General features: G+C 36.5%; 22 protein-coding genes. 5 read left to right on the top strand and 17 right to left on the bottom strand.

Annotated features, from left to right (window positions below; genetic code table 11):
• Positions 1-321 precede the first annotated feature (321 nt).
• Both BQ6100_RS01560 and BQ6100_RS01555 read left to right on the top strand, forming a co-directional pair.
• Complete coding sequence (locus BQ6100_RS01560; protein WP_075980077.1) at positions 322-894, top strand: TetR/AcrR family transcriptional regulator; 573 nt, start codon at positions 322-324, stop codon at positions 892-894.
• Between the two features lie 84 nt (positions 895-978).
• Complete coding sequence (locus BQ6100_RS01555; protein WP_075980076.1) at positions 979-1,911, top strand: NAD-dependent epimerase/dehydratase family protein; 933 nt, start codon at positions 979-981, stop codon at positions 1,909-1,911.
• 38 nt (positions 1,912-1,949) lie between these two features.
• On the opposite strand, the gene BQ6100_RS01550 is transcribed toward BQ6100_RS01555, so the two are convergent.
• The 10 genes from BQ6100_RS01550 to rraA all read right to left on the bottom strand — a co-directional run bounded on the left by BQ6100_RS01550 (position 1,950) and on the right by rraA (position 11,588).
• Positions 1,950-3,284 (bottom strand): polysaccharide biosynthesis protein, encoded by a 1,335-nt coding sequence (locus BQ6100_RS01550; protein WP_075980075.1) that lies wholly within the window; start codon positions 3,282-3,284, stop codon positions 1,950-1,952.
• Between the two features lie 341 nt (positions 3,285-3,625).
• Positions 3,626-5,512: a ribosomal protection-like ABC-F family protein gene (abc-f, locus tag BQ6100_RS01545; RefSeq protein WP_075980074.1), complete on the bottom strand. Its 1,887-nt coding sequence runs from the start codon at positions 5,510-5,512 to the stop codon at positions 3,626-3,628.
• Between the two features lie 157 nt (positions 5,513-5,669).
• Entirely contained in the window at positions 5,670-5,807 is a 138-nt protein-coding gene (locus BQ6100_RS21155) for an RAxF-45 family protein (RefSeq protein WP_315970031.1), read from the bottom strand.
• Positions 5,808-5,933: 126 nt separating this feature from the next.
• Positions 5,934-6,566, bottom strand: coding sequence for a response regulator transcription factor (locus tag BQ6100_RS01540; protein WP_075980073.1), 633 nt, complete (start codon positions 6,564-6,566; stop codon positions 5,934-5,936).
• Positions 6,559-7,602 (bottom strand): sensor histidine kinase, encoded by a 1,044-nt coding sequence (locus BQ6100_RS01535; RefSeq protein ID WP_075980072.1) that lies wholly within the window; start codon positions 7,600-7,602, stop codon positions 6,559-6,561. The genes BQ6100_RS01540 and BQ6100_RS01535 overlap by 8 nt, the downstream gene beginning before the upstream one ends.
• Positions 7,599-8,330, bottom strand: coding sequence for a cell wall-active antibiotics response protein LiaF (gene liaF / locus BQ6100_RS01530; protein WP_075980071.1), 732 nt, complete (start codon positions 8,328-8,330; stop codon positions 7,599-7,601). The genes BQ6100_RS01535 and liaF overlap by 4 nt, the downstream gene beginning before the upstream one ends.
• A gap of 107 nt (positions 8,331-8,437) precedes the next feature.
• Positions 8,438-9,082 carry a PspA/IM30 family protein gene (locus BQ6100_RS01525; protein ID WP_075980070.1) on the bottom strand — a complete coding sequence of 215 codons (645 nt, stop codon included), beginning with the start codon at positions 9,080-9,082 and terminating at the stop codon, positions 8,438-8,440.
• Positions 9,083-9,154: 72 nt separating this feature from the next.
• Complete coding sequence (locus tag BQ6100_RS01520; protein WP_075980069.1) at positions 9,155-9,502, bottom strand: lmo0954 family membrane protein; 348 nt, start codon at positions 9,500-9,502, stop codon at positions 9,155-9,157.
• A 193-nt stretch (positions 9,503-9,695) separates the two neighbouring features.
• On the bottom strand, positions 9,696-10,307 hold the full coding sequence (safA, locus tag BQ6100_RS01515; RefSeq protein WP_075983395.1) for a SafA/ExsA family spore coat assembly protein: 612 nt from the start codon (positions 10,305-10,307) through the stop codon (positions 9,696-9,698).
• Positions 10,308-11,108: 801 nt separating this feature from the next.
• Positions 11,109-11,588, bottom strand: coding sequence for a ribonuclease E activity regulator RraA (gene rraA, locus BQ6100_RS01505; protein ID WP_075980067.1), 480 nt, complete (start codon positions 11,586-11,588; stop codon positions 11,109-11,111).
• A gap of 187 nt (positions 11,589-11,775) precedes the next feature.
• On the opposite strand from rraA, the gene BQ6100_RS21390 reads away from it, so the two are divergent.
• Both BQ6100_RS21390 and BQ6100_RS01500 read left to right on the top strand, forming a co-directional pair.
• Positions 11,776-11,922 carry a hypothetical protein gene (locus BQ6100_RS21390; protein WP_173719800.1) on the top strand — a complete coding sequence of 49 codons (147 nt, stop codon included), beginning with the start codon at positions 11,776-11,778 and terminating at the stop codon, positions 11,920-11,922.
• A 201-nt stretch (positions 11,923-12,123) separates the two neighbouring features.
• On the top strand, positions 12,124-13,650 hold the full coding sequence (locus tag BQ6100_RS01500) for an FAD-dependent oxidoreductase (protein ID WP_075980066.1): 1,527 nt from the start codon (positions 12,124-12,126) through the stop codon (positions 13,648-13,650).
• A gap of 108 nt (positions 13,651-13,758) precedes the next feature.
• Here the strand turns inward: BQ6100_RS01500 and BQ6100_RS01495 are convergent, their stop codons facing one another.
• The 7 genes from BQ6100_RS01495 to BQ6100_RS01470 all read right to left on the bottom strand — a co-directional run bounded on the left by BQ6100_RS01495 (position 13,759) and on the right by BQ6100_RS01470 (position 21,208).
• Complete coding sequence (locus tag BQ6100_RS01495; protein ID WP_075980065.1) at positions 13,759-14,712, bottom strand: DUF4097 family beta strand repeat-containing protein; 954 nt, start codon at positions 14,710-14,712, stop codon at positions 13,759-13,761.
• The gene (locus BQ6100_RS01490; protein ID WP_075980064.1) at positions 14,709-15,269 is read right to left on the bottom strand and encodes a DUF1700 domain-containing protein; all 561 of its coding nucleotides are present in this window, start codon (positions 15,267-15,269) and stop codon (positions 14,709-14,711) included. The genes BQ6100_RS01495 and BQ6100_RS01490 overlap by 4 nt, the downstream gene beginning before the upstream one ends.
• A complete protein-coding gene (locus BQ6100_RS01485; protein WP_075980063.1) occupies positions 15,256-15,585 on the bottom strand; it encodes a PadR family transcriptional regulator in 330 nt (109 codons plus the stop codon). Before BQ6100_RS01485 ends, BQ6100_RS01490 begins: the two co-directional genes overlap by 14 nt.
• 184 nt (positions 15,586-15,769) lie before the next feature.
• A complete protein-coding gene (locus BQ6100_RS21790) occupies positions 15,770-15,904 on the bottom strand; it encodes a hypothetical protein (RefSeq protein ID WP_261798567.1) in 135 nt (44 codons plus the stop codon).
• 93 nt (positions 15,905-15,997) lie between these two features.
• Positions 15,998-17,137 (bottom strand): DEAD/DEAH box helicase, encoded by a 1,140-nt coding sequence (locus tag BQ6100_RS01480; protein WP_075980062.1) that lies wholly within the window; start codon positions 17,135-17,137, stop codon positions 15,998-16,000.
• A 133-nt stretch (positions 17,138-17,270) separates the two neighbouring features.
• Positions 17,271-19,796, bottom strand: a complete 2,526-nt coding sequence (locus tag BQ6100_RS01475; RefSeq protein WP_075980061.1) for an EAL domain-containing protein — start codon at positions 19,794-19,796, stop codon at positions 17,271-17,273.
• Positions 19,793-21,208, bottom strand: coding sequence for an ABC transporter substrate-binding protein (locus BQ6100_RS01470; protein ID WP_075980060.1), 1,416 nt, complete (start codon positions 21,206-21,208; stop codon positions 19,793-19,795). Before BQ6100_RS01470 ends, BQ6100_RS01475 begins: the two co-directional genes overlap by 4 nt.
• A gap of 324 nt (positions 21,209-21,532) precedes the next feature.
• On the opposite strand from BQ6100_RS01470, the gene BQ6100_RS01465 reads away from it, so the two are divergent.
• The gene (locus BQ6100_RS01465) at positions 21,533-22,252 is read left to right on the top strand and encodes a copper amine oxidase N-terminal domain-containing protein (RefSeq protein ID WP_075980059.1); all 720 of its coding nucleotides are present in this window, start codon (positions 21,533-21,535) and stop codon (positions 22,250-22,252) included.
• Positions 22,253-22,257 lie beyond the last annotated feature (5 nt).

Raw genomic sequence — 22,257 nt, 5'->3', positions numbered from 1 at the left:
GTGGGTCTGGATACTTATTATCATCTTGCCATTTCTTCTCCTCGCCATTCTGGAGGAGACCATTAATTTTTTCGTAGACAAGTATATTAATAGCACCACTAAAAACCATGAATCCCATATTAAAGGGCTTATAAAAAAACTAATGACTCATACTTAATAAGGTACTGAAGGCCATTGGAAAAATTTTCATCACTTTCCCCTTGCAAAATAATAAACACTGATTTATCATTTTAATTGACCAGTGTTCAATTTTTATTAAACAGTCATGATCATAAATGATATCTAACCCAAAACACACTAAATGATAAGGTGGTTCCTATTGTGTCTCCAAGAAAAACATCTCATGAAGAATTAACGAAAGAAATGATATTAGATGTGGCACGAGATTTATTTGCATCTAATGGGTATGGTTCAATATCCATGCGGAAGATAGCTACTGTCTTAAAATGCAGCCACGGAGCAATCTATTATCATTTTAAAAACAAAGCCGAGCTTTTCTATGAGATTATTAAAGCAGATTTTAATAAACTGAGCAACGAACTAGGAAGCGTTTTGTCTAACATTCAAACGACTGATGAAGAGAAACTATATCTCATCCTCTATCGCTTTATTGAATTCGGGTTAAACCATCCAAATCATTATGAGGTGATGTTTTTAATTCGGGATGATGATGTAAAAAGCTGTCTACAAGAAAGTCCATATGTAAGCTACATGCAATTTGCTAATGCAATTGCTAAATTAACGCAAAAGCCTATTTCCACTAAAGACATATGGTCGATTTTTATTAGTTTACATGGGTTTGTTACTCACTATATTCGCAGTGAGACAACATTTGAAGATGTAAAGGAACTTGCAAGCTCACATGTTCAATTTTTACTAAAAGCGATCAGCTAAAAAGGAATGCAAAGTCATTTCTTTTTTAAACACATTGTTTGAACAGTGGTCAATAAATAATCATTCAAAAGGAGCTGTCTTTTTATGAAAAAATCTTTAGTTTTAGGATCTACAGGAAGCATGGGAAATGCATTAGTTGAAGCATTATCTAAGAGAAATATTCCTACTATTGCCTTAGGAAGGTCTCTTCCTAAGCTTGAAGAGTATAAAAAAAATTGGGACCCTTCTGTTGAGCTTATGGTTGGCGATGCAATGAATAAAAGTGATATACGTGAAGCGATATCAAAGGCAGACTATATTTTTCATTCGATTAATATCCCGTACCAAGAATGGCAGAAAAATTTGAAAAACTTGCTATTAAACATCCTCGAAGAATGCCGCAACCAGAATAAACCATTCATTTACGTTGATAATATCTACTCTTACGGTCGTCAAATTCAAAGGACCGCAGAAACAGCCAACAAGCAGCCGCACACGAAAAAGGGAAAACTTCGCCTACAATTGCTTCAAGAGATAGAAAACTCAGGGGTGCAATACTTAATTGCCCATTTCCCTGATTTTTATGGTCCAAAGGCAGGAAGTACACTGCTTCAATATACCTTTGAACAAGTTTTAAAGAAAAACTCTGGAGGCTTTATTGGTGATTTAAACACCCCAAGAGAGTTCATCTATGTAAAAGACGGGGCAGAAGCATTAGTAGAATTAGCTTTTCGTGATGATACTTATGGAGAAGCCTGGAATATCCCAGGAGCAGGTACGATTACCGGCAAGGAAATTCAACAAATATTATCCAGCCATTTGGGAAGAGATATCAAGCTTAGCACAATACGTAAATGGATGATACAGGGATTAGGTATATTCAATCCCTTTATGAAGGAATTCGTAGAAATGATGTATTTAAACGAAACGCCTGTCATCCTTGATGGTAGCAAATATGAGAGTAGAATCGGCAAAGTCCCAATGACTCCTTATAATATTGGAATTAAAGAAACGTTAATGGATATGGAGAGACAATGAAAGGGAATGAATTTATATGAGGGCATTTCTTATGCCCTCTAATAATCAATAAACTTCCTTTCAGGTACCTTCAACCAGAAGGTCAGCCCAATCTTTTTACAAATGGTCAAATAATGCATCAATGTTAAAAGAACAGAGCCAGCATTCAGCCCAATGATCACACCATGCATTTGAAAGTCTGGAAGTGATCCAAGTATATACATGACACTAAAGGTAATAATGGACGACCATACATTATGTAGGAGCGCATCCTTCATTAACCCTAAGCCGATTAGATAAGCCTGCAAGGGAATAATAAAGAAATGAAGCAAAAAATATGGCCATAAAAGCTTCAAATACTCCGCAGCTGATGTGGAATGGAAAAAGAAATTCGTTATTGAATCTCCGAAAAAATATAAAGTCACTGCGACTGGAACACCATATAGGATAGTAATTTGCATAACCTGCTGAAGAAGCTTCTGTAAAGTCGAATAGTCCCTATCTGAATAGGCCCTTGATACAGTTGGAATTAAAACAATAAGTAGGGAATGGGCTATAAAAGCGGGAAAAAATCCAATTGTCATAGCTATTCCTGCCATTACCCCAAATTGCTCTGTAGCAATATTCGCAGAAACCCCGGCCTTAAGTAAGGCTGCCTTAATTAAAAAGGGCTGAACAGCATGTGTTAAGGAATGGAACATTCTAATGGCGGTTGTCGGTATTGAAACAGCCATTAAGCTTTTTCTAACCGTTCTCGCACTAATGACAGTAAAATGTTGCTTCTTCATTTGGTTATATTGAATTAAGAACATATGAAACAAGTAGATAAATACTAATGCTTCACTCCCCACCAATGTACAAAAGGCTATTAATAAAGAGGTCTCCATATCAAAATTAAATAACTGGTAAAAGAAGACTAATAAAATGAGCTGGCCCACTTTTCTTAAAAATTGGGCGGTTGCCACTTTGCCCATTTGATTCTTCCCCATAAAAAGTCCTCGTGCAATGGAAGAGAAAGAAATCAAGGGAATCAAAATAATAACCAGCCAACGTAATAGTGGATGATACTGATTAAAGACTGGAATGAAGGGGATGAAAATGCTGGCTAAAATAAGCAATATACTCGTAAATATAATGGTTAACTTCAAGGCATGCTGCAGCATACTTTTGTGATAACGATCTTCCCTCTCAGCGATAAATTTAGAAATGGAAATGGGAAGTTCAAAGCTGGCCATCAAAACAATTAAAAAGATGGTAGGCAAGATGGACATATACAATCCTAAACCTCTCTCACCCAGCTCCTCAGCTAGTACCATACTGGTCAAAAACTCTACACATTCCCCAAAGAAGGTAGCAATGATTAATACCAAAGCCCCTTTAAAAAAAGAATTCATGCTGTCTCTCCTAACATATCAATCTCATGTATTAAAGATATGAGACAAGTTTGGAGATTATTTTTAAATTTATTAAAGGAATGGAAATTAATCTCATGCTACTACTTATAAATCTTCTCTACTATTAATAAAATGTCTAGTTCAATCCTAAAGCCTATCAGAAAATAAATAATGACCTATGACCCTACAATACAATCATTCATACATTCATACATAAGCTATCGTGATGATTAACTTAATGTCTTTAAAATCTTTTTAGGTGAAAGAATTTTCACTGAAAAGGTATTTGAGGTGTCTGGCCCTCATACCAGACACCTTCACTTTTGTATTCATTTTTCTATTCATCCCAAAGACTCCAATTGTAGGTAAATATCTTCTCTCTCCAACTCCAGTACTTCCTTTTGGGTATATAGACTCTGAATCTTCTCTAGTTCCACTTCCTTTAGTAATTGGATGTTAATTTCTTTCAATAGCTTTTCTAATTCTTCTAACTTTTTTTCAAATTGATCCCACATAACCTCTGTTTTTATGAAGTGATTTTTTTCTGTTTTTGCTGGTTTCTCCTCTTTTATAATTAGGTGCGATTCTTTTTGTTTTGCCCATTTTTCCTTCATCTTTTTCTTTGCCCAGTTATAATTTCCATCAAATGAATGGAGTTTTTTATCATGGATCCAATAAATTTTGTTAAAGAGCTTATTGAGAAAATAACGATCATGGGATACAGCAATAATTGTGCCATTGTATCCTTCTAAAGCCTCTTCTAACACTTCCCTTGATTCGATATCTAAATGGTTTGTCGGTTCATCTAGTACTAGAAGGTTAATATCCTGATGCATCAGCTGTGCCAGCCGAAGCCTCATCCTCTCCCCTCCACTTAATTGTGAAACCCTTCGAAATACGCTATGCCCATAAAATAGAAACCTTGAAAGCAAATGTCTGGCTTCTCCCTCTGTTACCTTAATTTCATCACGAAAAACATCTATTACGGTTTCATCCTTCCTATCTTGAAAAAGCTTCTGTGACAAGTAACCTATCTTTAAATTACTTCCCAGCTTTACTTCTCCCATATCAGGATTCAATTGCTTAAGCATGATTTTTATAAGGGTCGATTTACCTGTACCATTTTCACCAATAATAGCTGCGCGATCTCGATATTGAACATGCATCATTACATCAGAAAAAAGTATTTGCTCATTAAATGATTTGGATACTTCTTTTAATACAGCAACATCCTTTCCGCTTCGATCGGTTGATTCTATTTCAAATCCCATTTTTTTGCGATTGATGATTGGCCGATCGAGCTTTTCCATTCTTTCTAAGGCTCTTTCCATGTTCCGTGCCCGCTTATGCAACCCTTCGCTTGGTGGATTTGCACGATTTGCCCACTCCCTCAACCGCTTAATAGCCTCCTTCATTTTTTTTATTTTCTTTTGCTGTTCTTCAAATGCTTGAAATTCCTTAAGAAGTCTTTCTTCCTTCTCCTTAACAAATCCAGAAAAATTGGTTTGATATCCAGTAATTTCCCCGTCCTCTAAGTCTAAGATTTTATTCACTACTTCATCTAAAAAGTAGCGGTCGTGTGAAATAATTAACACCGTACCTTTGTATTCCTTTAAAAACCCACCTAGCCATTCAACAGACATTAAGTCGAGATGATTCGTTGGTTCATCAAGCAATAAAAAGTTTGGACTTTTCAAGAGGATGAGCGCTAAACCTACCTTCGTTTGTTCTCCCCCACTCAAAGCTGAGAAATTTTTTGATAATAGCTCATTCATTTTTAGTCCATTGACAATTTTTTCAATAGATGCATCCATTTCATATCCACCTAAAAGGATAAACTGATCCTGAATGACACCGTATTCCTCAATCATATCTTGTAGTCGTTCTGGGTTTGTTTCCTCCCCCATCTTTCTTTCAAGCTCCTTCATTCTTTGTTCTTTTTCTAATAGACCTAAGAAGGCGGTTCTTAGAATATCTTTTGTCGTCATCTCATCATTAAACACCGGAATTTGCGAGAGATACCCTATTTCAGTATCCTTTTTCCAATGAATCTGCCCAGAATCAGGTGGTTCCTCTCCGGCTAATAAACGAAACAATGTTGTTTTGCCACCTCCATTCCGGCCAACTAATCCTACCCGATCGTTTTCATGTATCTCAAAGGTTAATTTTTCAAAAATGGAATTCCCACCATACATTTTTCCTATTGCTTGAACACTGCACGCAATCATCAAAATTGCCTCCTTGTTTAGTAATTATTTTTACACGCAAAAAAACCATGGGAAAGAACAATCTCCCATGGTTTCAAATCATTCGGTACGAAAAAAGGAGAGCATGAAAGCTCTCCTCTAATCCTACGTACTATATAAAATGGATAAAGAGATGTTTTCACCGTTTTGTTCTTGCTATTCGGTTGTTAAAAAAGGGCAGACTAATCCCGTTAACAACTGCAGCAGCAAATTTTCCACGGCAAATACATAGAAAATCTAAATCATTTACGTGGCTTAACAAAACAGCTTGATTCATCACTTTACCCACCTCCTTTAATTGGTAATAAGCAGAAAACCTTTTAAGGTTTTCTAGCTTATTTTATTCTAATATTTCAAATAACAAATTGCAAGTATTTGGATAAAAATGTATGATTACCCAATATTATCTCACAAGGGAGTGCTTAAAGGCATAAATAACCGCCTGTGTACGGTCTTGCACCTGAAGCTTGCTAAGAATATTACTAACGTGCGTTTTCACTGTTTTTAAAGCAATAAAAAGCTCATCAGCTATTTCTTGATTGCTTTTTCCCTCTGCCATCAATAGAAGTATTTCCATCTCACGTGAGGTTAATTCTTCATGGGGTAGTAGGGTATTTTTTTGCCTCATTTTCATCATCATTTTTCCAGTTACTTCCGGCTCAAGTACTGTTTGACCATGATATGTAGCACGAACAGCCTCTGCAATTTCACTTGCCTTTGAGGTTTTCAGCATATAGCTCGTTGCTCCTGCTTCAAGTGCAGGATACACCTTTTCATCGTCTAAGAAGCTTGTTACAATGATAATTTTTGCCTCAGGCCAACGCTCAATGATATTTCTTGTTGATTCAATTCCATCCATTTCCTTCATCACAAGGTCCATGAGTATAATATCCGGACGGAGCTCGAGAGCCAAATCAATTGCAGTTCTCCCATTATCCGCTTCACCCACTACTTCAATATCCGGTTGGGCGGATAGGTATGAAGACACTCCAATACGTACCATTTCATGATCATCAACAAACAACACTCTAATCATTGACCTCACCCTTTTTCATCAATGGAACCTTCACTTCTAGACGAGTTCCTTTATTTTTCACACTTACTATTTTAATTGTACCACCAATTTCAACTGCACGATCGTACATGTTCTGCAATCCGTAAGAACCAGCTTTATTTTCCTCAACATCAAACCCAATACCATCGTCAACAATTCGCATGATGATTAGTTCATCTCTTAGGATAAGAAGAACTTCTAATGTAGATGCCTTTGAATGACGCAGGGTGTTCGAAACAGACTCCTGTAAAATACGAAAAAGATGATCCTCCACCCCTTTATCAAGAGGGAAGTCTTCAATCTTCCATTGAATAGCCATCGTTACCTTTTGTGATAGTTCGAATAATAGCTCTTCCATACCTTCTTTTAGGGATTTTCCCTTTAGAGCAACCGGTCGTAAATGGAGCAATAAAGCCCTCATTTCAAGTTGGGATTGATGGATCATTTCCTCGACCATTTTCAATTGTTTTGATTCTCGATCATCAGAATCCGGTTTCGTTTCATTTATGGCAGACATCATCATCGAAGCAGCAAATAGTTGCTGGCTAACAGAATCATGAAGTTCTCTAGCCAGTCGATTCCGTTCCTGGGAGATAATCTCTTGAATTCGATTTTCTTGATCCTCTGCTTTTTCATTCGCCAGCTTCTGAGACAGCTTTGCTTGATCAGCAATTTGCTTTTGTATTTTCCCTACCCGATGAATGATAGATTGCACTTCTATAGTAGATTCTGTATTACTTATTTCAAAGCTTCGGCCTTCCTCAACCTCATGAAGGTAATTATCAACGGTTTGTAATTGCTTTCGGCCATATAGACCAGTTATTAGCCCCGCAACTATCCCAATTAAAATACTTACAGTTGGGACTATCAATATAAAGGGTATATCCATAAGCCTTCTATTCCAAAGCTCTTCAAACTGAATAACAGGAAAAGTATAGAAGAAAGCTACTGTTATTAAAATAAAGGATATTAAAGAAGTCAATATTCCCCAAATTATTTGTCTTTGTAATGTGCTCATATCCGTTTCACCTCAATATCTCCAATTAATAGCGAGGTGAAAATTTTAATTCTTTGTTCAGCATTCTCAAAGCCTGAAGTTTGAAAATGTAATCTATGATTCAACAATCTTGACTCATGATAATCAAAAATTGAAGTTGAGCCAGCAATAACAGAGTGATTTATACTCACTTCTAAATCATATGGAACAAGGATTTGAATATTGCCAATAAAGTTTTTTATAAAAATGACCGTATCTCCCTTTGGCATAACTGTATAGCTTAAATCAATGACAGTGTCACCAATCCCGGTCTGAATATTTATATCATCCCATTCATAGACATGTTCAGGGGTTTTTTGAGTTCCAAATAAATTATTTTCCAATAAAGGTTCCTTTTTAATAATTGGACCTTCTGTATGGATTGGTTCAGAAGGTTCTTTTATTATTGGGCGAATGGTTTCAGGTTTTTTCTTTGATTGTCCATATTGTATGAATAAATAGACTAAAATAGCGATTAACAAAAATCTAAAGGTCATCATGCTAAATACATTAAGAATGATGATGGTAACTCCTGCCCAAAAGAGTAGTTTTCCTTTTGGTTTTCTTTTTCTTCCTAAATAAATCAATCCTGCTGCGACAAGAAGAGAGAAAATCAAACCATGATTAAAAAAGGATACTTCAAGTAGTAAGACAATCGCGCCTATGAGTAAACTCCAACCAATAAAATCACTTTTCTTATTTTTAAACAAGACCCTTCCTCCCCTCTTACAGCAAAATAAAGTATTATATCCTAACAAGTTAAACTTCAGAAAGGCGTAGAAACCTACGCCCTCTCTAGAATACCATGACTATCCTATTAATTTGAATGAGTTTCTTCTTTTTTCATATCTTTTTCTAATTGTGCGATACGTGCATCAATTGTGTTTCTATAATAGTCGCTGTTCACATTATGTTCTAAGCGATCTAAGTATGTTTCAATTTCTTGAAAGCGGGAATAAGAAGAGTCTGAATATGCATCGTTATCAATTACTTGGTTCATTCGGTAGTTTGCTCTTGTAACATTTTCACGACCCATTAGCTCCATACGACGAATTTGCATGTCTTTAAGCTTATGCTTCATTTCTTCATATTTTCTTTCTAGTTCCCCTAGATGTTCTGTAGCCTGTGTTAATAAGTCTTTTAGACGAGCAGCGCGGTCTTCATATTGTGCCTGTTCAGCTGCAGCAAATTGGAATAATTGTGTTTCCCCTGCTTTAGATGCAACTTCTGCCTGATGTTTGCGTTTTTCAGCAAATTCCAATGCACGTTGATACTCCCTTGAGAACTCATCCTTTAATTTATATTGACGTTCTAACAATTTACGAACCTTTTCTGTTTCCTGTTCACTTTCACGTAAATACTGATTCAATAATGCAATTGGATTTTTGCTTTCCTTTTGGTCTAAAGCCTCATTGATATCTGCTAATACGGTATTTTTGATTCGAGTAAAGATGTTTGCCATTTTAAATTCTCTCCTTTTCATTTTCGTTATTTATAGTAGTTTTACGCAATGGCCAAAGCCTGTTAATGTTTATTAATGTTTATTAAGCTCAGCCCATTGTTTTTCAAAATTATCAAATGGATCATTTGATTCTTCAGTGATAATAGATTTACTTGAATTCCATTTTTTATAAACAAGATAAAGGATATATGCAGCCGCTAAACCAATAATCGCTGGTACATTGGATGCTGAAGCCATAAGGGCGATAAATCCGAAGATTCCCCATGCAACTTTGGCTCCTGTTGAATCGGTTTTTAGGAACCTCTTCAATGCGTAATAGGCAAGCCCTAAACTAATTACCAAACCAATCATCGGTCCTAAATGCGAGATTAAAAATAATGCTGCGATTCCTCCAACTAAAAGCAACCCAAATTTTTTCATTTTTTGTTGCCTCCTTTCTATGTCTTCATCTTACCTAGTTTTTAATGTTCTCATAACGGGCATGAGCTTTAATTTCATATAAGACCTGAGACTGAGTATTGATAGGACTGGAGGTTTCTGAGGGATTCATACAAAAAAATATGCAAAAAAGCCTTGTCAAATATGATCCTTCGACAAGGCTATTACTTACGCATTATTTAGATATAAATTGTTGTGTCCAGTAATGAACACGAGTACCACCTTTAGCATAACCTACTCCAATATGTGTATAGGATGCATTTAATATGTTTTGTCTATGCCCTGGACTATTCATCCATGCTTGTACAACCTGTTGAGGTGTCGGTTGTCCAGCTGCGATATTTTCGCCAGCACTACGATAAGTAATTCCAAAGTTTTTCATCATAGTAAATGGGCTGCCATAGGTAGGGCTATCATGAGAGAAATAATTTTTATCCCTCATATCCATTGATTTATAGCGTGCAACCCTTGATAGCTCCCAATCTGCCACTAGAGGCTTTAGTCCTGCCTTCGTACGTTCTTGGTTGGTTAAATTTATAACCTGCTGTTCAATGCTTTTTGTTGCATCAAGATTCGGTATGTTAACCTTTTGACCTGGATATATAAGGTTTGGATTTGGGAATTGTTTGTTTGCCGCAATAATCTCAGAAATTCCCACCTGATAACGAACGGCAATTTTCCATAACGAGTCTCCTGGTTGCACGGTGTAAACGGTTTGTGCAGATGAGATCGATGGAATGGAAACGATTGAAAAAAGGAAAGTTAAGGCTAATAAAATTCTTTTGATCAATTCTTACACCTCCTCGAAATTTAGGATTCGATTTGGCTATTTGAATTAGTCGAGGGGAGTGTTTCCAGTTGTTTGATTTTGTCAGGCGGGTTTGGTTTAGTCGATTTGCAACATCAATCGTACGGGTTGGGCTGGCCTTTTTTTGCGGGTTTCGGGGTTTCGGGGTTTCGGGGTTTCCGGGGTTTCCAGGGTTTCGGGGTTTCCGGGGTTTTCGGGGTTTCCGGGGTTTCCGGGGTTTCCGGGGTTTCCGGGGTTTCCGGGGTTTCCGGTGTTTCGGCATAATCGCGGATATATCGGGATAATCGCGGATATATCGAAATAATCGCGGATATTTTGCTATTTTCCGCGGATAAATTAAAATAATCGCGGATATATCAAAATAATCGCGGAAATCCCCAAAATTTTCTCAGATATAATAGTACTGTCCCCCTTAATTGGTACAACCCNCAGGGTTTCGGGGTTTCCGGGGTTTCCGGGGTTTCCGGGGTTTCCGGGGTTTCCGGGGTTTCCGGGGTTTCCGGGGTTTCCGGGGTTTCGGCATAATCGCGGATATATCGGGATAATCGCGGATATATCGAAATAATCGCGGATATTTTGCTATTTTCCGCGGATAAATTAAAATAATCGCGGATATATCAAAATAATCGCGGAAATCCCCAAAATTTTCTCAGATATAATAGTACTGTCCCCCTTAATTGGTACAACCCATACTCAAAACCACCCTCCAGATACCCTAAAACGCAAAAAAACCTGCAAATGCAGCTCGCATCCGCAGGTTCCAAAATAATATATGCCACTTTAAAACAATTTTTCCGCTGAAACAATGACTCCATCTTCGTCTGCGTAAACAAATTCTCCAGGTTTCCACTCGATTCCGCCAAATCGGAGAGTAACTTCGTTTTCGCCTTGGCCCCTTTTTACGCTTTTCAATGGGTTGCTTCCTATTGCAAAGATACCCGTATCTGTTTCCGCTAGCTCAGCTACATCTCGAACACAGCCATAAATAATAACCCCTGCTAGCCCTCTATTTTGCGCTATTTCACCTAGCATATCTCCCATAAGCGCACATCGCTTTGAACCGCCTCCATCAACAACTAGTACACTTCCCTCTGGTATTGTTTGCAAGGCGCTTTTTACTAATACATTGTCTTCAAAAACCCTTACTGTGCATATTGGTCCCCAAAACTTTTTCCTTTTCCCGTACGATTTAAACTCAACCTCACAAATTTTGAGTTGTTCGGAAAAGTCATCACACAAATCTGCTGTTTTAAAACTCAATTTTGTTCCCCCCAATGATTTATTCCACTTTCATAATTCTTGAGAACAACATAAATTCCCTTTAATTTTCGACAATTTTTTTATTATTTTGATTGTTTTATAAATTTCATCCTTATGATTGATCATTTTTAAAAGACACTTCTGACCTATTGTTTTTTCACATATATGTTAAAAAGGGGGAATGCAAATGGCAGGAATGTGGATAACGGTAATTGGTTTTGTCATTTGTTTAGGGGTTGTAGGCGGCACTTTATTTCATTATTTAAGATCAGCCATGAACACTGAGGATTCCACTAGAATCGACCGATTAAAGGAGTCTAAAGAAAAACATTAGATTTCACTAGAGGCAGCTCTCATTAAGAGGGTTGTCTCCTTTTTGTTCAAATGGAGAACGAGAAACAGCTCCAGTGTTGACAAAATCGCCAAAGACATCCGGGAACGTTACTCCGGTTTTATCAAGAGTTTATTTTTCATTTAATAATTATTGATAAAGATGGCAAAATTACCTACTAAGATGCTTAGTAGGAGGATATCAATGAGTACGAATGATCAAATGCCACAGTTTCCTGAACCTTTTTGGAGAGAAGTTGAGCTACCAAGCTTTCCAGCTTTAAATGAAGATCAATCCTTTGATGTAACCGTTGTGGGGGGTGGAATTACCGGGATTACCACAGGCTACCTTTTATCTAAGGAAGGTTTAAGGGTCGCTATTGTTGAGGCTGGGAAGATTCTCAATGGAACCACCGGGCATACAACAGCAAAGGTAACAGCCCAGCATAGTCTTATTTATGATGAATTGATTAGCCATTTTGGTCAAGAAAAAGCAAGGCTCTATTATTCTTCCGCAACGGATGCAATGGAATTTATTAAAAGTACGATAAAGGATAAACAAATAGAGTGTGACTTTAGCATGGAGGATGCGTACATATATGCCATAAAGGATCAATATGCCAGTAAGATTGAAAAGGAAGCAGATGCATACAGAAAACTCGGTATAGATGGTTCGATTGTCCCTTCCATTCCTTTTGAAATCAAAATACAAAATGCATTAGTTATGAAAAATCAGGGACAATTTCATCCTTTAAAATATTTGAAGAAAGTCGTGGATGAGTTTACAAATGCCAATGGAGTGATTTTTGAAAATACCACTGCAACGGATATTGAAGAAGGGGCTCAACCAAAATTGGTAACCCGTTCTGGAAATAAGATTACGTCAAAGTATATCGTCATTGCCTCTCATTTTCCTTTCTATGATAAAAAGGGACTCTATTTTACAAGAATGTATCCAGAAAGAGCTTATGTCATTGCAATCAAGCCGAGGTTAACCTTTCCTGGTGGGATGTATCTAAGTGCTGATGACACAACACGTTCCCTTAGGTATACACCTGTTAATGGGGAAAAGCTTGTCCTAGTAAGTGGCGAAAATCATAAACCAGGCCAAGGGATTGACACGATGCAGCATTACTTAGCATTAGAAGAATTTGCTGAGGAGATTTTTGGAATTGAGCAATACAAATATCGTTGGTCCACTCAGGATTTAACCACACTCGATAAGGTACCCTATATCGGACCAATCACTGAAAATCATTCAAACATTCTTCTTGCGACAGGTTTCCGCAAATGGGGGATGACAAACAGTACCTCAGCCGCTCTATTACTTAAAGACCTAATCCTTGAAAAGGAGAATCCATATAAGGAATTATTTTCACCACAAAGGTATAATGCAGACCCTAGCTTAAAGAAATTTATCAGCACCAATGCTGATGTGGCTGGTCACCTATTAAAAGGAAAGCTGGAGTTTGTACCTAAGGATCCTAACGATTTAACAAATGATGAGGGCTCCGTTGTAATGGTGAATGGAAAAAGAGCTGGGGCATTCAAGGATTCTGATGGAAAGCTTCACATAGTTGATACTACCTGTACCCACTTAGGCTGCGAGGTTGAATGGAACCATGGTGACCATACATGGGATTGCCCTTGTCATGGATCCAGATATTCCATCGACGGAGAGGTTATTGAAGGTCCAACCAAAAAGCCGTTGAAGAAAATTGAGTACAGTTAAATAATAAAAGGGTCTCATTTCTACCGCCTTAATATCTAGATTTCAAAAGGATACCTTCTAGATTAATGGATATGGTATTAACGGACCCTTTACCTTTTTTTCAAACGATTATTTCAATTCAAAGTCACCTGAACTAGTTCTAACCTTTAATTTATATTGTCCAGAGCCAATCTGCCCGATGATGTTGTCCTCTGATTTTTCATCATATTTTAATCCCTTTATCTCTACATTCCCTTCCCCTGAGTTACCCTTAAAATCAATTGCTAATGAAGTAGGTTTTTTATCAAATGCAACAGATACATCCCCGCTTGACGTTTCTGTATACATATTTCCTGTCGTCTCTTCATTATCAATGATTATTTCCCCAGAGGAGGCCTCTGCAACGATCTCTCCAATGACATTTTTTAAACTAATTTCTCCAGAGGATGAATGAAAGGTTGATTCCTTTCCATCTAAATCCACTGCATATAATGATCCACTGCTTACCTTCACATCAAATATATTTGCTTTATTATTCTTTAAATCTACTTCCCCACTTGAGGATTGTATTATGAATGTATCCTCTGCTACCGAATCTCTAGCTAGAAGATCACCAGAGCTAGTTCTTAAAGAGAGTTCTTTTGCCTTTAAGCTATCAATTTCATTAGAGCCTGAGGAGGTTTCCACTTTTATTGATTGGTAGACCTTTTCTGGTAGGTAGACGTTAATATTTGTATCTACAATCAGTACTCCAATATTGAATTTGAGTTGATTTTCTCCTTTTAATGCTACTTCTAATTTATTTCCTCTTTCAACAACATCAAGCTGAAGCTTCCTCTTTAGCTTTTTACTTACCTTGCCGGAAAGCTCAATGGATATCTCTTTTTCATCTGTTGGAACAACCTTCACATCACTTGATGAACTATCAATTTCAACTTCCTCAATGTTTTCTCCATTTACTGTCTTTTTATCGCTGACATTATAGGTGTCAAAAGAAAATCCGCCATTTGCCTTTAGAGAAACAATTGTCCCAACCATTCCAATGACAAGTAATAATAACAACCCCGATGCTAGTTTTTTCATGCTGCTTTCCCCCCTTTAATGACCCTAATATTAAATTTTATATATCGAAGGATAATTTGGTAGAAGAATTTCCCAACATAAATCATCCCGATGCTAAGCAATGCTCCTAAGCTAAATAGGGTAATGGAAACAAAAAAGTTGACAGTAAAGCTTTCATAACTAAAACCCATTACCGATGAAAAAATGACAACTAGTGGTGAAAGTGTTAATGCGAGCGCAGTTGCACATAAACCAATGTAGACCCCAAGTAATCCAATCACAGGACCTAAAACAAATACAAGATTAAAAAAGCTTAGACTAATAGAGGCAATAATCGCATGAAATATATTTGATACCGTTCTATCCTTTTCTGCCTTTTCAACACGATAATCAGCGAGTAGGTCCCGCGCAATAACATAAGGATCTCCTAATTCTGCAATGAGATCCTTTTCACTCTTCCCGTTTGCTAACCCGATTTCAAAATGCTCTTCGTAGTCGTACAGCATCTCCCTTCTATCATCCTCTGGGACCCTACTGAGCAATGATTCTAATTTTGATATAAATTCATTCTTGACCATCCAATATTCCCTCCTCGATAAACTCATTTACTGCGCTAGAAAACTGACGCCATTCCTTTACCAATTCATTCATATAATCGTATCCAGTGAATGTAATTGAATAATATTTTCTCGGTGGACCTTCTGTCGATTCTAATAAATATGTTGTTAAGTACCCCTCTTTTGTGAGCCTTCTTAATAATGGATAAAGAGTTCCCTCTGCCACTTCAATCCTACTCGAAATATTTTGGGCTAATTCGTAGCCATATTGATCCTTTTTTGAAATCAAAATTAAAACGCATAATTCAAGCACGCCTTTTTTAAACTGTACATTCAAAGGATTGTGCCCCCTATTCTTTATTTGCTACTAATGAAAATACAATAGCAGGCAAACAGTTATATATTACCAGCAATCACTATAATAATACACGGTAGTGAATAATGCAAGGTACTGATTTATATTTTTTTAAATACTACAAAAAAAGAACTCCTTTCAGAAAAAGGGAGTTCTCTGTATTTCATTAATCTAATGGGACGTTATTCTTCCGTTCCTTTGTCGTGTTCGTAAACTCTACAAGCTCTTCGCTTGTTCGTGGTCCTTCTTTCTTGTTTTTGTTACGCTGTGCATTGGCATTGCCACGTTTAGTCCTTCCCATTTTCCCACTTCTCCTTTATTAAAGAGTCAAAAATAGTATGAGTAAAAAGGAAGGGTGCTATTCGATAACTATAACTAAAGGAAAAAGTATCCTCTATTTTCTTTCTGATTTGTTGATGATTTCGCCTTTAAAGAAGACCTTCTCTGATAAAGGGATTTCTAGCTCACGAGCAAACTTTTTTAATTCCCTTTCTTCACGATCTGTTACAATGGATAACACTGTACCTTCCGCTCCAAATCTTCCTGTACGTCCAGATCGATGGATGTATTGCTTGATATCCTTTGGAAAATCAAAATGAACGACATGCGTGATGCCTTTAATATCCAAGCCTCTTGCTGCTACATCGGTAGCCAACAAAAGATTAGTTTTTCCATTTCGAAAATCCTTTAAAGCATTTTTTCTTTTATCCTTATTTAAATCACTATGAAGTATTGCTACGTTTATTCCCTTATAATTAAGCTTCTCAGAGGCTACTGTTAAATTCCCGATATCTTTCATAAATACTAATGCTTTTACATCCAATCGAGAAATCTTTTCCAAAATAAGGATTTTATCTCGAGGTTCCGAAGTAAAATAAATATGCTCAACATTTGCTGCGTTTATTGTTTCATCCTTTTCAACCTTTATGACCTCTGCCCCTGCTGTTAATTCCCTAGCAAGTGTTTCTGTTGGATTGGGAAGTGTTGCTGAGAAAAGAAGCACCTGTCGTTCCTTTAAGGTGGATTTTATTATATCTGTTACAGTTCCTCTATGCTCTTGGGTTAATAATTGGTCACCCTCATCCAAAACAATAGTTTTGACCTCATGCATTTTTAGCTTCTTTTGTTTAATAAGCTCTAAAGTTCTTCCAGGTGTCCCAATGATGACATGAGGGTTTTTCTTGATCTTTTCAAGCTGTCTTTTCACATTGGCACCACCAATAAACGTTGCCGCTCGAATTCCGCTATTTTCCGACCATGTCTGCACCTCGCTTTGAATTTGCATAACAAGCTCCTGAGATGAAGCTAAGATAACTGCTTGAATGGTTTTCTTAGTCGAATCAATTGCATTCAAAACTGGCAGTAAGTAGGCCAGGGTCTTACCTGTCCCAGTTGGAGATTCTGCTATTACGTCGACTCCATCTAAAATGAAAGGAATGGCCTTAGATTGAATTGTGGTTGGTTGAGTAAAACCAGCCTTCTCCCATGCAGCTTGAATAAACGGCTTCATCTTTTCTATCATATTTTCATTCATAATTTTCTCCTTCACTATGTAAAGATCATCATTGCTTTTGATACTAGCTTATCTCAATGAAGATGTCTATATGAATTGTTCGTAATACAAAAAAAGACTGCCCCATAGAAGTTCTCTTGAGACAGTCCTTTATTTAACTCACCCTTTCGAGCTTCCAATCCTTTGCTTTTTCCTTTATGACTTGGTAATTCTCCAAAAATTCATTTGCTGCAAGTGGATGGCTAAAGTAATAGCCTTGAATTTCCTCGCAAAGATTATTTTGTAAATAAGTCGTCTGACTTTCCGTTTCTACCCCTTCAGCAGTAACACGTAGCTTCAGGTTGTTTGCCATATGAATAATTGTGGATACAATTGCGGCATTATTTTCATTGGTTGTAATATCTTTTACAAAGGATTGGTCAATTTTCAACCGATCAATTGGTAGTTGTTGCAAATAATGAAGAGAGCTATAGCCCGTCCCAAAATCATCTATACTAATTTTTACACCAAGTGATTTTAGACCATCAAGGATTCCTAGAGCTCTATCAATATCGAGCGTCATGCTCTCCGTTATTTCTAATTCCAATAAATGAGGTGGCAATCCGGTTTCCCGTAAAACACTTTCTACAGTTGACACTAAGTTGGATTGCAAGAACTGTCTTGTTGATAAATTTACTGCAACAGGAATAGGTGGAACTCCCGCCTCTTGCCATGCCATATTTTGGCGAGCTGCTTCACGAAGAACAAATTCGCCAATTGGGATAATAAGCCCTGTCTCTTCAGCAACTGGAATAAACTTCATTGGAGGAATAGACCCCTTTATAGGATGAACCCATCGTAACAATGCTTCCAATCCAGATATTTCTCCCGTGAAAATATTTATCTTTGGCTGATAGTGAACGGTGAATTCATTTTTATTTAATGCCTTACGTAAATCGTTTTCAAAAATTAATTGATCATAGGAAGGATCTGATTTTAAAGGAGAATAGACCGCATAATTGTTTTTCCCTTGCTCCTTCACTCGATACATTGCCGTATCAGCATGTTTAATTAAGGTATCCGAATCTTCTCCATCATTCGGATAGACGGCTACACCAATACTAACTGATAAATGAAGCTCATAGCTTTGAACACTGAATGGCTTCTTAAATAAGGAGAGAATTTCTTTTGCGTAATTAGCCGCTTCCTCTTCTTGTTCTATTTCTGGAATTAATATCGTAAACTCATCGCCACTCATTCTTGATACCGTTAAACCTTCATCCAAATTCTTCTGAAGACGCTTACTTACCTCAACCAATAATTGGTCTCCTATTTTATGTCCTAAAGTATCATTAATTATTTTAAAACGATCAATATCCATAAAAAGAATGGCAAATTTCTTGTCTTTGCCTTCTTTAATATCTGTTAAGATTTCCTCTATTTTTTCTTTATACATCCGATTATTTGGTAAGCTTGTTAAATAATCATGATAGGCAGCCCAATGAAGTGATTCATCTAATGATGCACGGTCGATGGCCATGGCAACATGATTGATAAAAACGGATACTTGACTAACGATTTCATCATTGAAGAAATCCTTCTGTTTACTGGAGAAGTTAATAGTACCAATGACCTTATATTTTGTTAATAAGGGAATAATTAGAGTTGAACGAAATCCCTCTGCAATTAATTTCCTTTCTCGAGAAAATGAAGAGTTGGCTTCTAAATTGTTCCGAATTAATGGCTTTGATTCTGCTACTACTTTTTGTATTGGCGAATCAAATGTTTGAACAATCGATTTCTTAATATGGTCAGTCCCATCAAGCTCGTATATATCAATGCTTTCCAAATTCATTTCATCACTAATTGATAATGTAATCTTATCTACCTTTGTATAATGCAATAATTGGCTTAAAATAATTTTAATGATTTCATCCTTATTTAAATCATTTTCAATAACAGATTGAGATATATTACTCATCACTTCAAGAACTTCCACTTTTTCGGACAAATCTTTAGTTGCCATATCTATCTTTTCTACTAGTGTATTTTCATAGTCCTGGACGGTTTGTGACATTTTATTGAAGGCAACTAGAAGTTCATTCATTTCCCTAGTACCACCTTCAGTAACAACAATATTTCTGTTGCCTTTTGTCATTTGTCTTGTTGCTACAACTAACCTCTTTAAAGGCATTGTTAATCGTTTACTAAACCAAAAGGATATGATGACAGATATCAATGAGGTTATTAATCCAGTTAATATCGTGGATAGTACAAGCAAATTGATTTGTTCCTTATATTCATCTGTTTCTAATCCAATCTCAATTTCACCAACATTTTTTTGAAAGTAAAGAATAGGTACTTTTTCAACGATAATTCGGTTTTTATTTGTATCTGACGTTTCGCCTTTTTGATTAATAATTCTTCCGTCTATGTCTTTGATAATGACATATTTCATATTCGGTTGATCTAATAATGAATAGGCAAGTGGACTAATTTGCGAATAATCCCCTTTTAACATATTTAGACCAATGGCAGAGCTTAAAGTATTAGCTGCAGTTATTCCTTCATTTTTGAGTGTTGTTTCTAAATGGTTAGATTCTTTGAAGAGATGAACTAAACTTATCGCCGTTATTCCGATTAATATGATTATGTTCATCGTTAACCAAAAACGGAAGGCGATTGAATTTAGCCGTTTCATGGTGAACGAACCTCCTCTAATTTATCTATCCATTGGTTGTAATATTTGATTTGACTTTCTCTTCCATATCGCTCGGTGATTTTTTCCCATTCAGCTGCAGTATTGTTTAACGCTTCTTCTGCGCTCACCTTCTTAATTAATGCTAGACCGATATTTCGATCCAATACCTGCATGTATTCCCAACCCCCTGGAATCATTAAATCCGAATTTGTATTCTTTAAACTATCTTGAACAGAGCTAAGAAATTCCTTATTAATTTGGTGGCTAGGGAAAGGTCCTTTACCCTCTGCGGAAAAATGACTGTTTCTATATGGGTCATTTATCGTTTTAAGTGATGTAACTGCCTTGCTGCTAGCTTCCTCTGAAGCCAAATATTGAACGACCTGCCATGCCTTTTCTTTATTTTTTGTTTGACTGGATATTCCCATCACTCGACCAATCCATACCCCGCCTCTAGGGGCATCCTTTATTTCACCAGGTACTAGGGACCAGCCAACCAAGTTTTTCACACTTGAATTCCATGTGTCATCATCAAAGGAAAAACGTAATGTATCACTCCATTGAACAACCATGGCTACCTCACCGTGTAAAAAGACATTATTCAAATCAATCCAATCATACATAGACTCGGGAGGTGTAGCACCACTTGATTGAAGCTTAATCCAATCATTCAAAGCCTTCTTCCCTGCTTCACCTTGTATCATTGGCTTCATTTGGTCATCAAAATAGTGACCACCCATGGAAAGAAATCGCTCAGAAAACCATACATACCGCTTGGCATCCCCAGAGAATGTTGCAGTACCATATATATCAATTTTTCCATCGTTATCGGTGTCTCTAGTAAGGAATTTAGCTATTCGGTCATACTCCTCCCATGTTTTTGGAGGCAAAAGCTCTTCGCCATATTGTTTTTCATATTCCTTACTATATCTTTTAAACAAATCTTTTCGGTAGAATAATAAATGAGTATCCCCATCATAAACGACCCCATAATCATGATCATCGTAATTCATATATATCTTTCGATAAATAGGAACGATATCCTCAAAGGATGAATCCGCTTGAATATAATCATCTAACGGGAGAAGCATATCTCTTTCCACATATTGTGGAATCTTTCCAGGAAACAATATATAGATATCATATGTTTCTCCACTGGCAAAAAGAAAATCCTCTAAATTATCATTTAATCTATTGGGAAAGTAATATTCAAACTTTACTCCAAACTTTTCCTTCATTTTCTTTTCTTCCATTTTAAATGAAGCAAAGGCCTGTTCAGAATCTGCAATGACCCTAATTGTAGTTAAATTCGAGGTGTTTTGTTGTTTTTCTTCCTTAGTGGTACTTTTTTGGCAGCCTGATAGAATTAAAGCGAATATTAGAAAACATATAAGTACAACCTGCTTCCTCATTCTAAGCACCTTCTTATCGATTCAATTCGACATCCTTAGAAATAGTATACAAAAGGTCCTGTTAGAATTTTGCTAATTATTAAAATTGTCATTAATTTGACAAGGTTCATTTCACTCCATGTAAATAGAGGGAAATATTATCCACTCCATTATCTCACCTTTTTTTTGGTCGAAACACCATTCTTTTTTAAAAAATTTCAAAAAAAATGAGATGTAAACACTAGATTTAATTATGATTTTAAAAAATTAAAGAATCCTTTCCTATTTTCAGATTTTTTTCAGAAAGAGCGGTTAAAGTTTTGATTACAAGGAGGGATATTGTTAATGAAAAAATTTTCAAAATGGTTAATGATACCACTTACCATAGCATTAGTTGTTGGTCTATTCAGTTCAATTGTAAATGCTGACGATGATGACCATGAGAAATACGGGGAATATGGTGAGTATGAAAAACATGAAAAGAGTCATGATGGGTTTATTCTTGATGATGATGAAGAGTATGAGCATGAGCGACATGGAGAATATGACGACGATGATGAGTACGATAAGCATGATGATGAAGGTTACGAGAAAGATGGGTATAAAGATGGCGGGTTTAGAGGAAATCAATCAACCATATCACAAAGCTCATTTTGGAATATCTGGACTAGAGAGGCAGTTACCTCTATAAATAATGACCTTCCATTTCAAAATGCTCAAGAGGTAGAGATTGAACTCAATCAACAAACTGAAAAACTATTTATGTTGCCTCAAAATGGACAGCTGTTGATATCTAGTGAGCAGCTTGGAAAATTTATAGGTGCAAAAACGACATTCTATCAACAAAGTAAAATCCTTGTTATTTCAAAAGGAAAAAAAGAGTTGATTGTTCGGGCGGGAACAAATGCAGTCTATGAAGACATGGTCAAAACACCTATACCAACGAAATCTCTCTATTATGAGAATTCTATCTTTGTCCCCATTTCAGTTATTGCTAATGCATTCGACTATAGAGTGAACTGGGATGCACAAAAGGAAATCATGACATTACAATCAATCAATTAAAAAGA

Source organism: Bacillus massilinigeriensis (genome assembly GCF_900117315.1).
In the GTDB taxonomy this organism is placed as follows: Bacteria; Bacillota; Bacilli; order Bacillales; family Cytobacillaceae; genus Bacillus_BE; species Bacillus_BE massilionigeriensis.
Note: the sequence above shows the minus strand (reverse complement) of the source record. Positions and strands in the feature narration are given on the sequence as shown.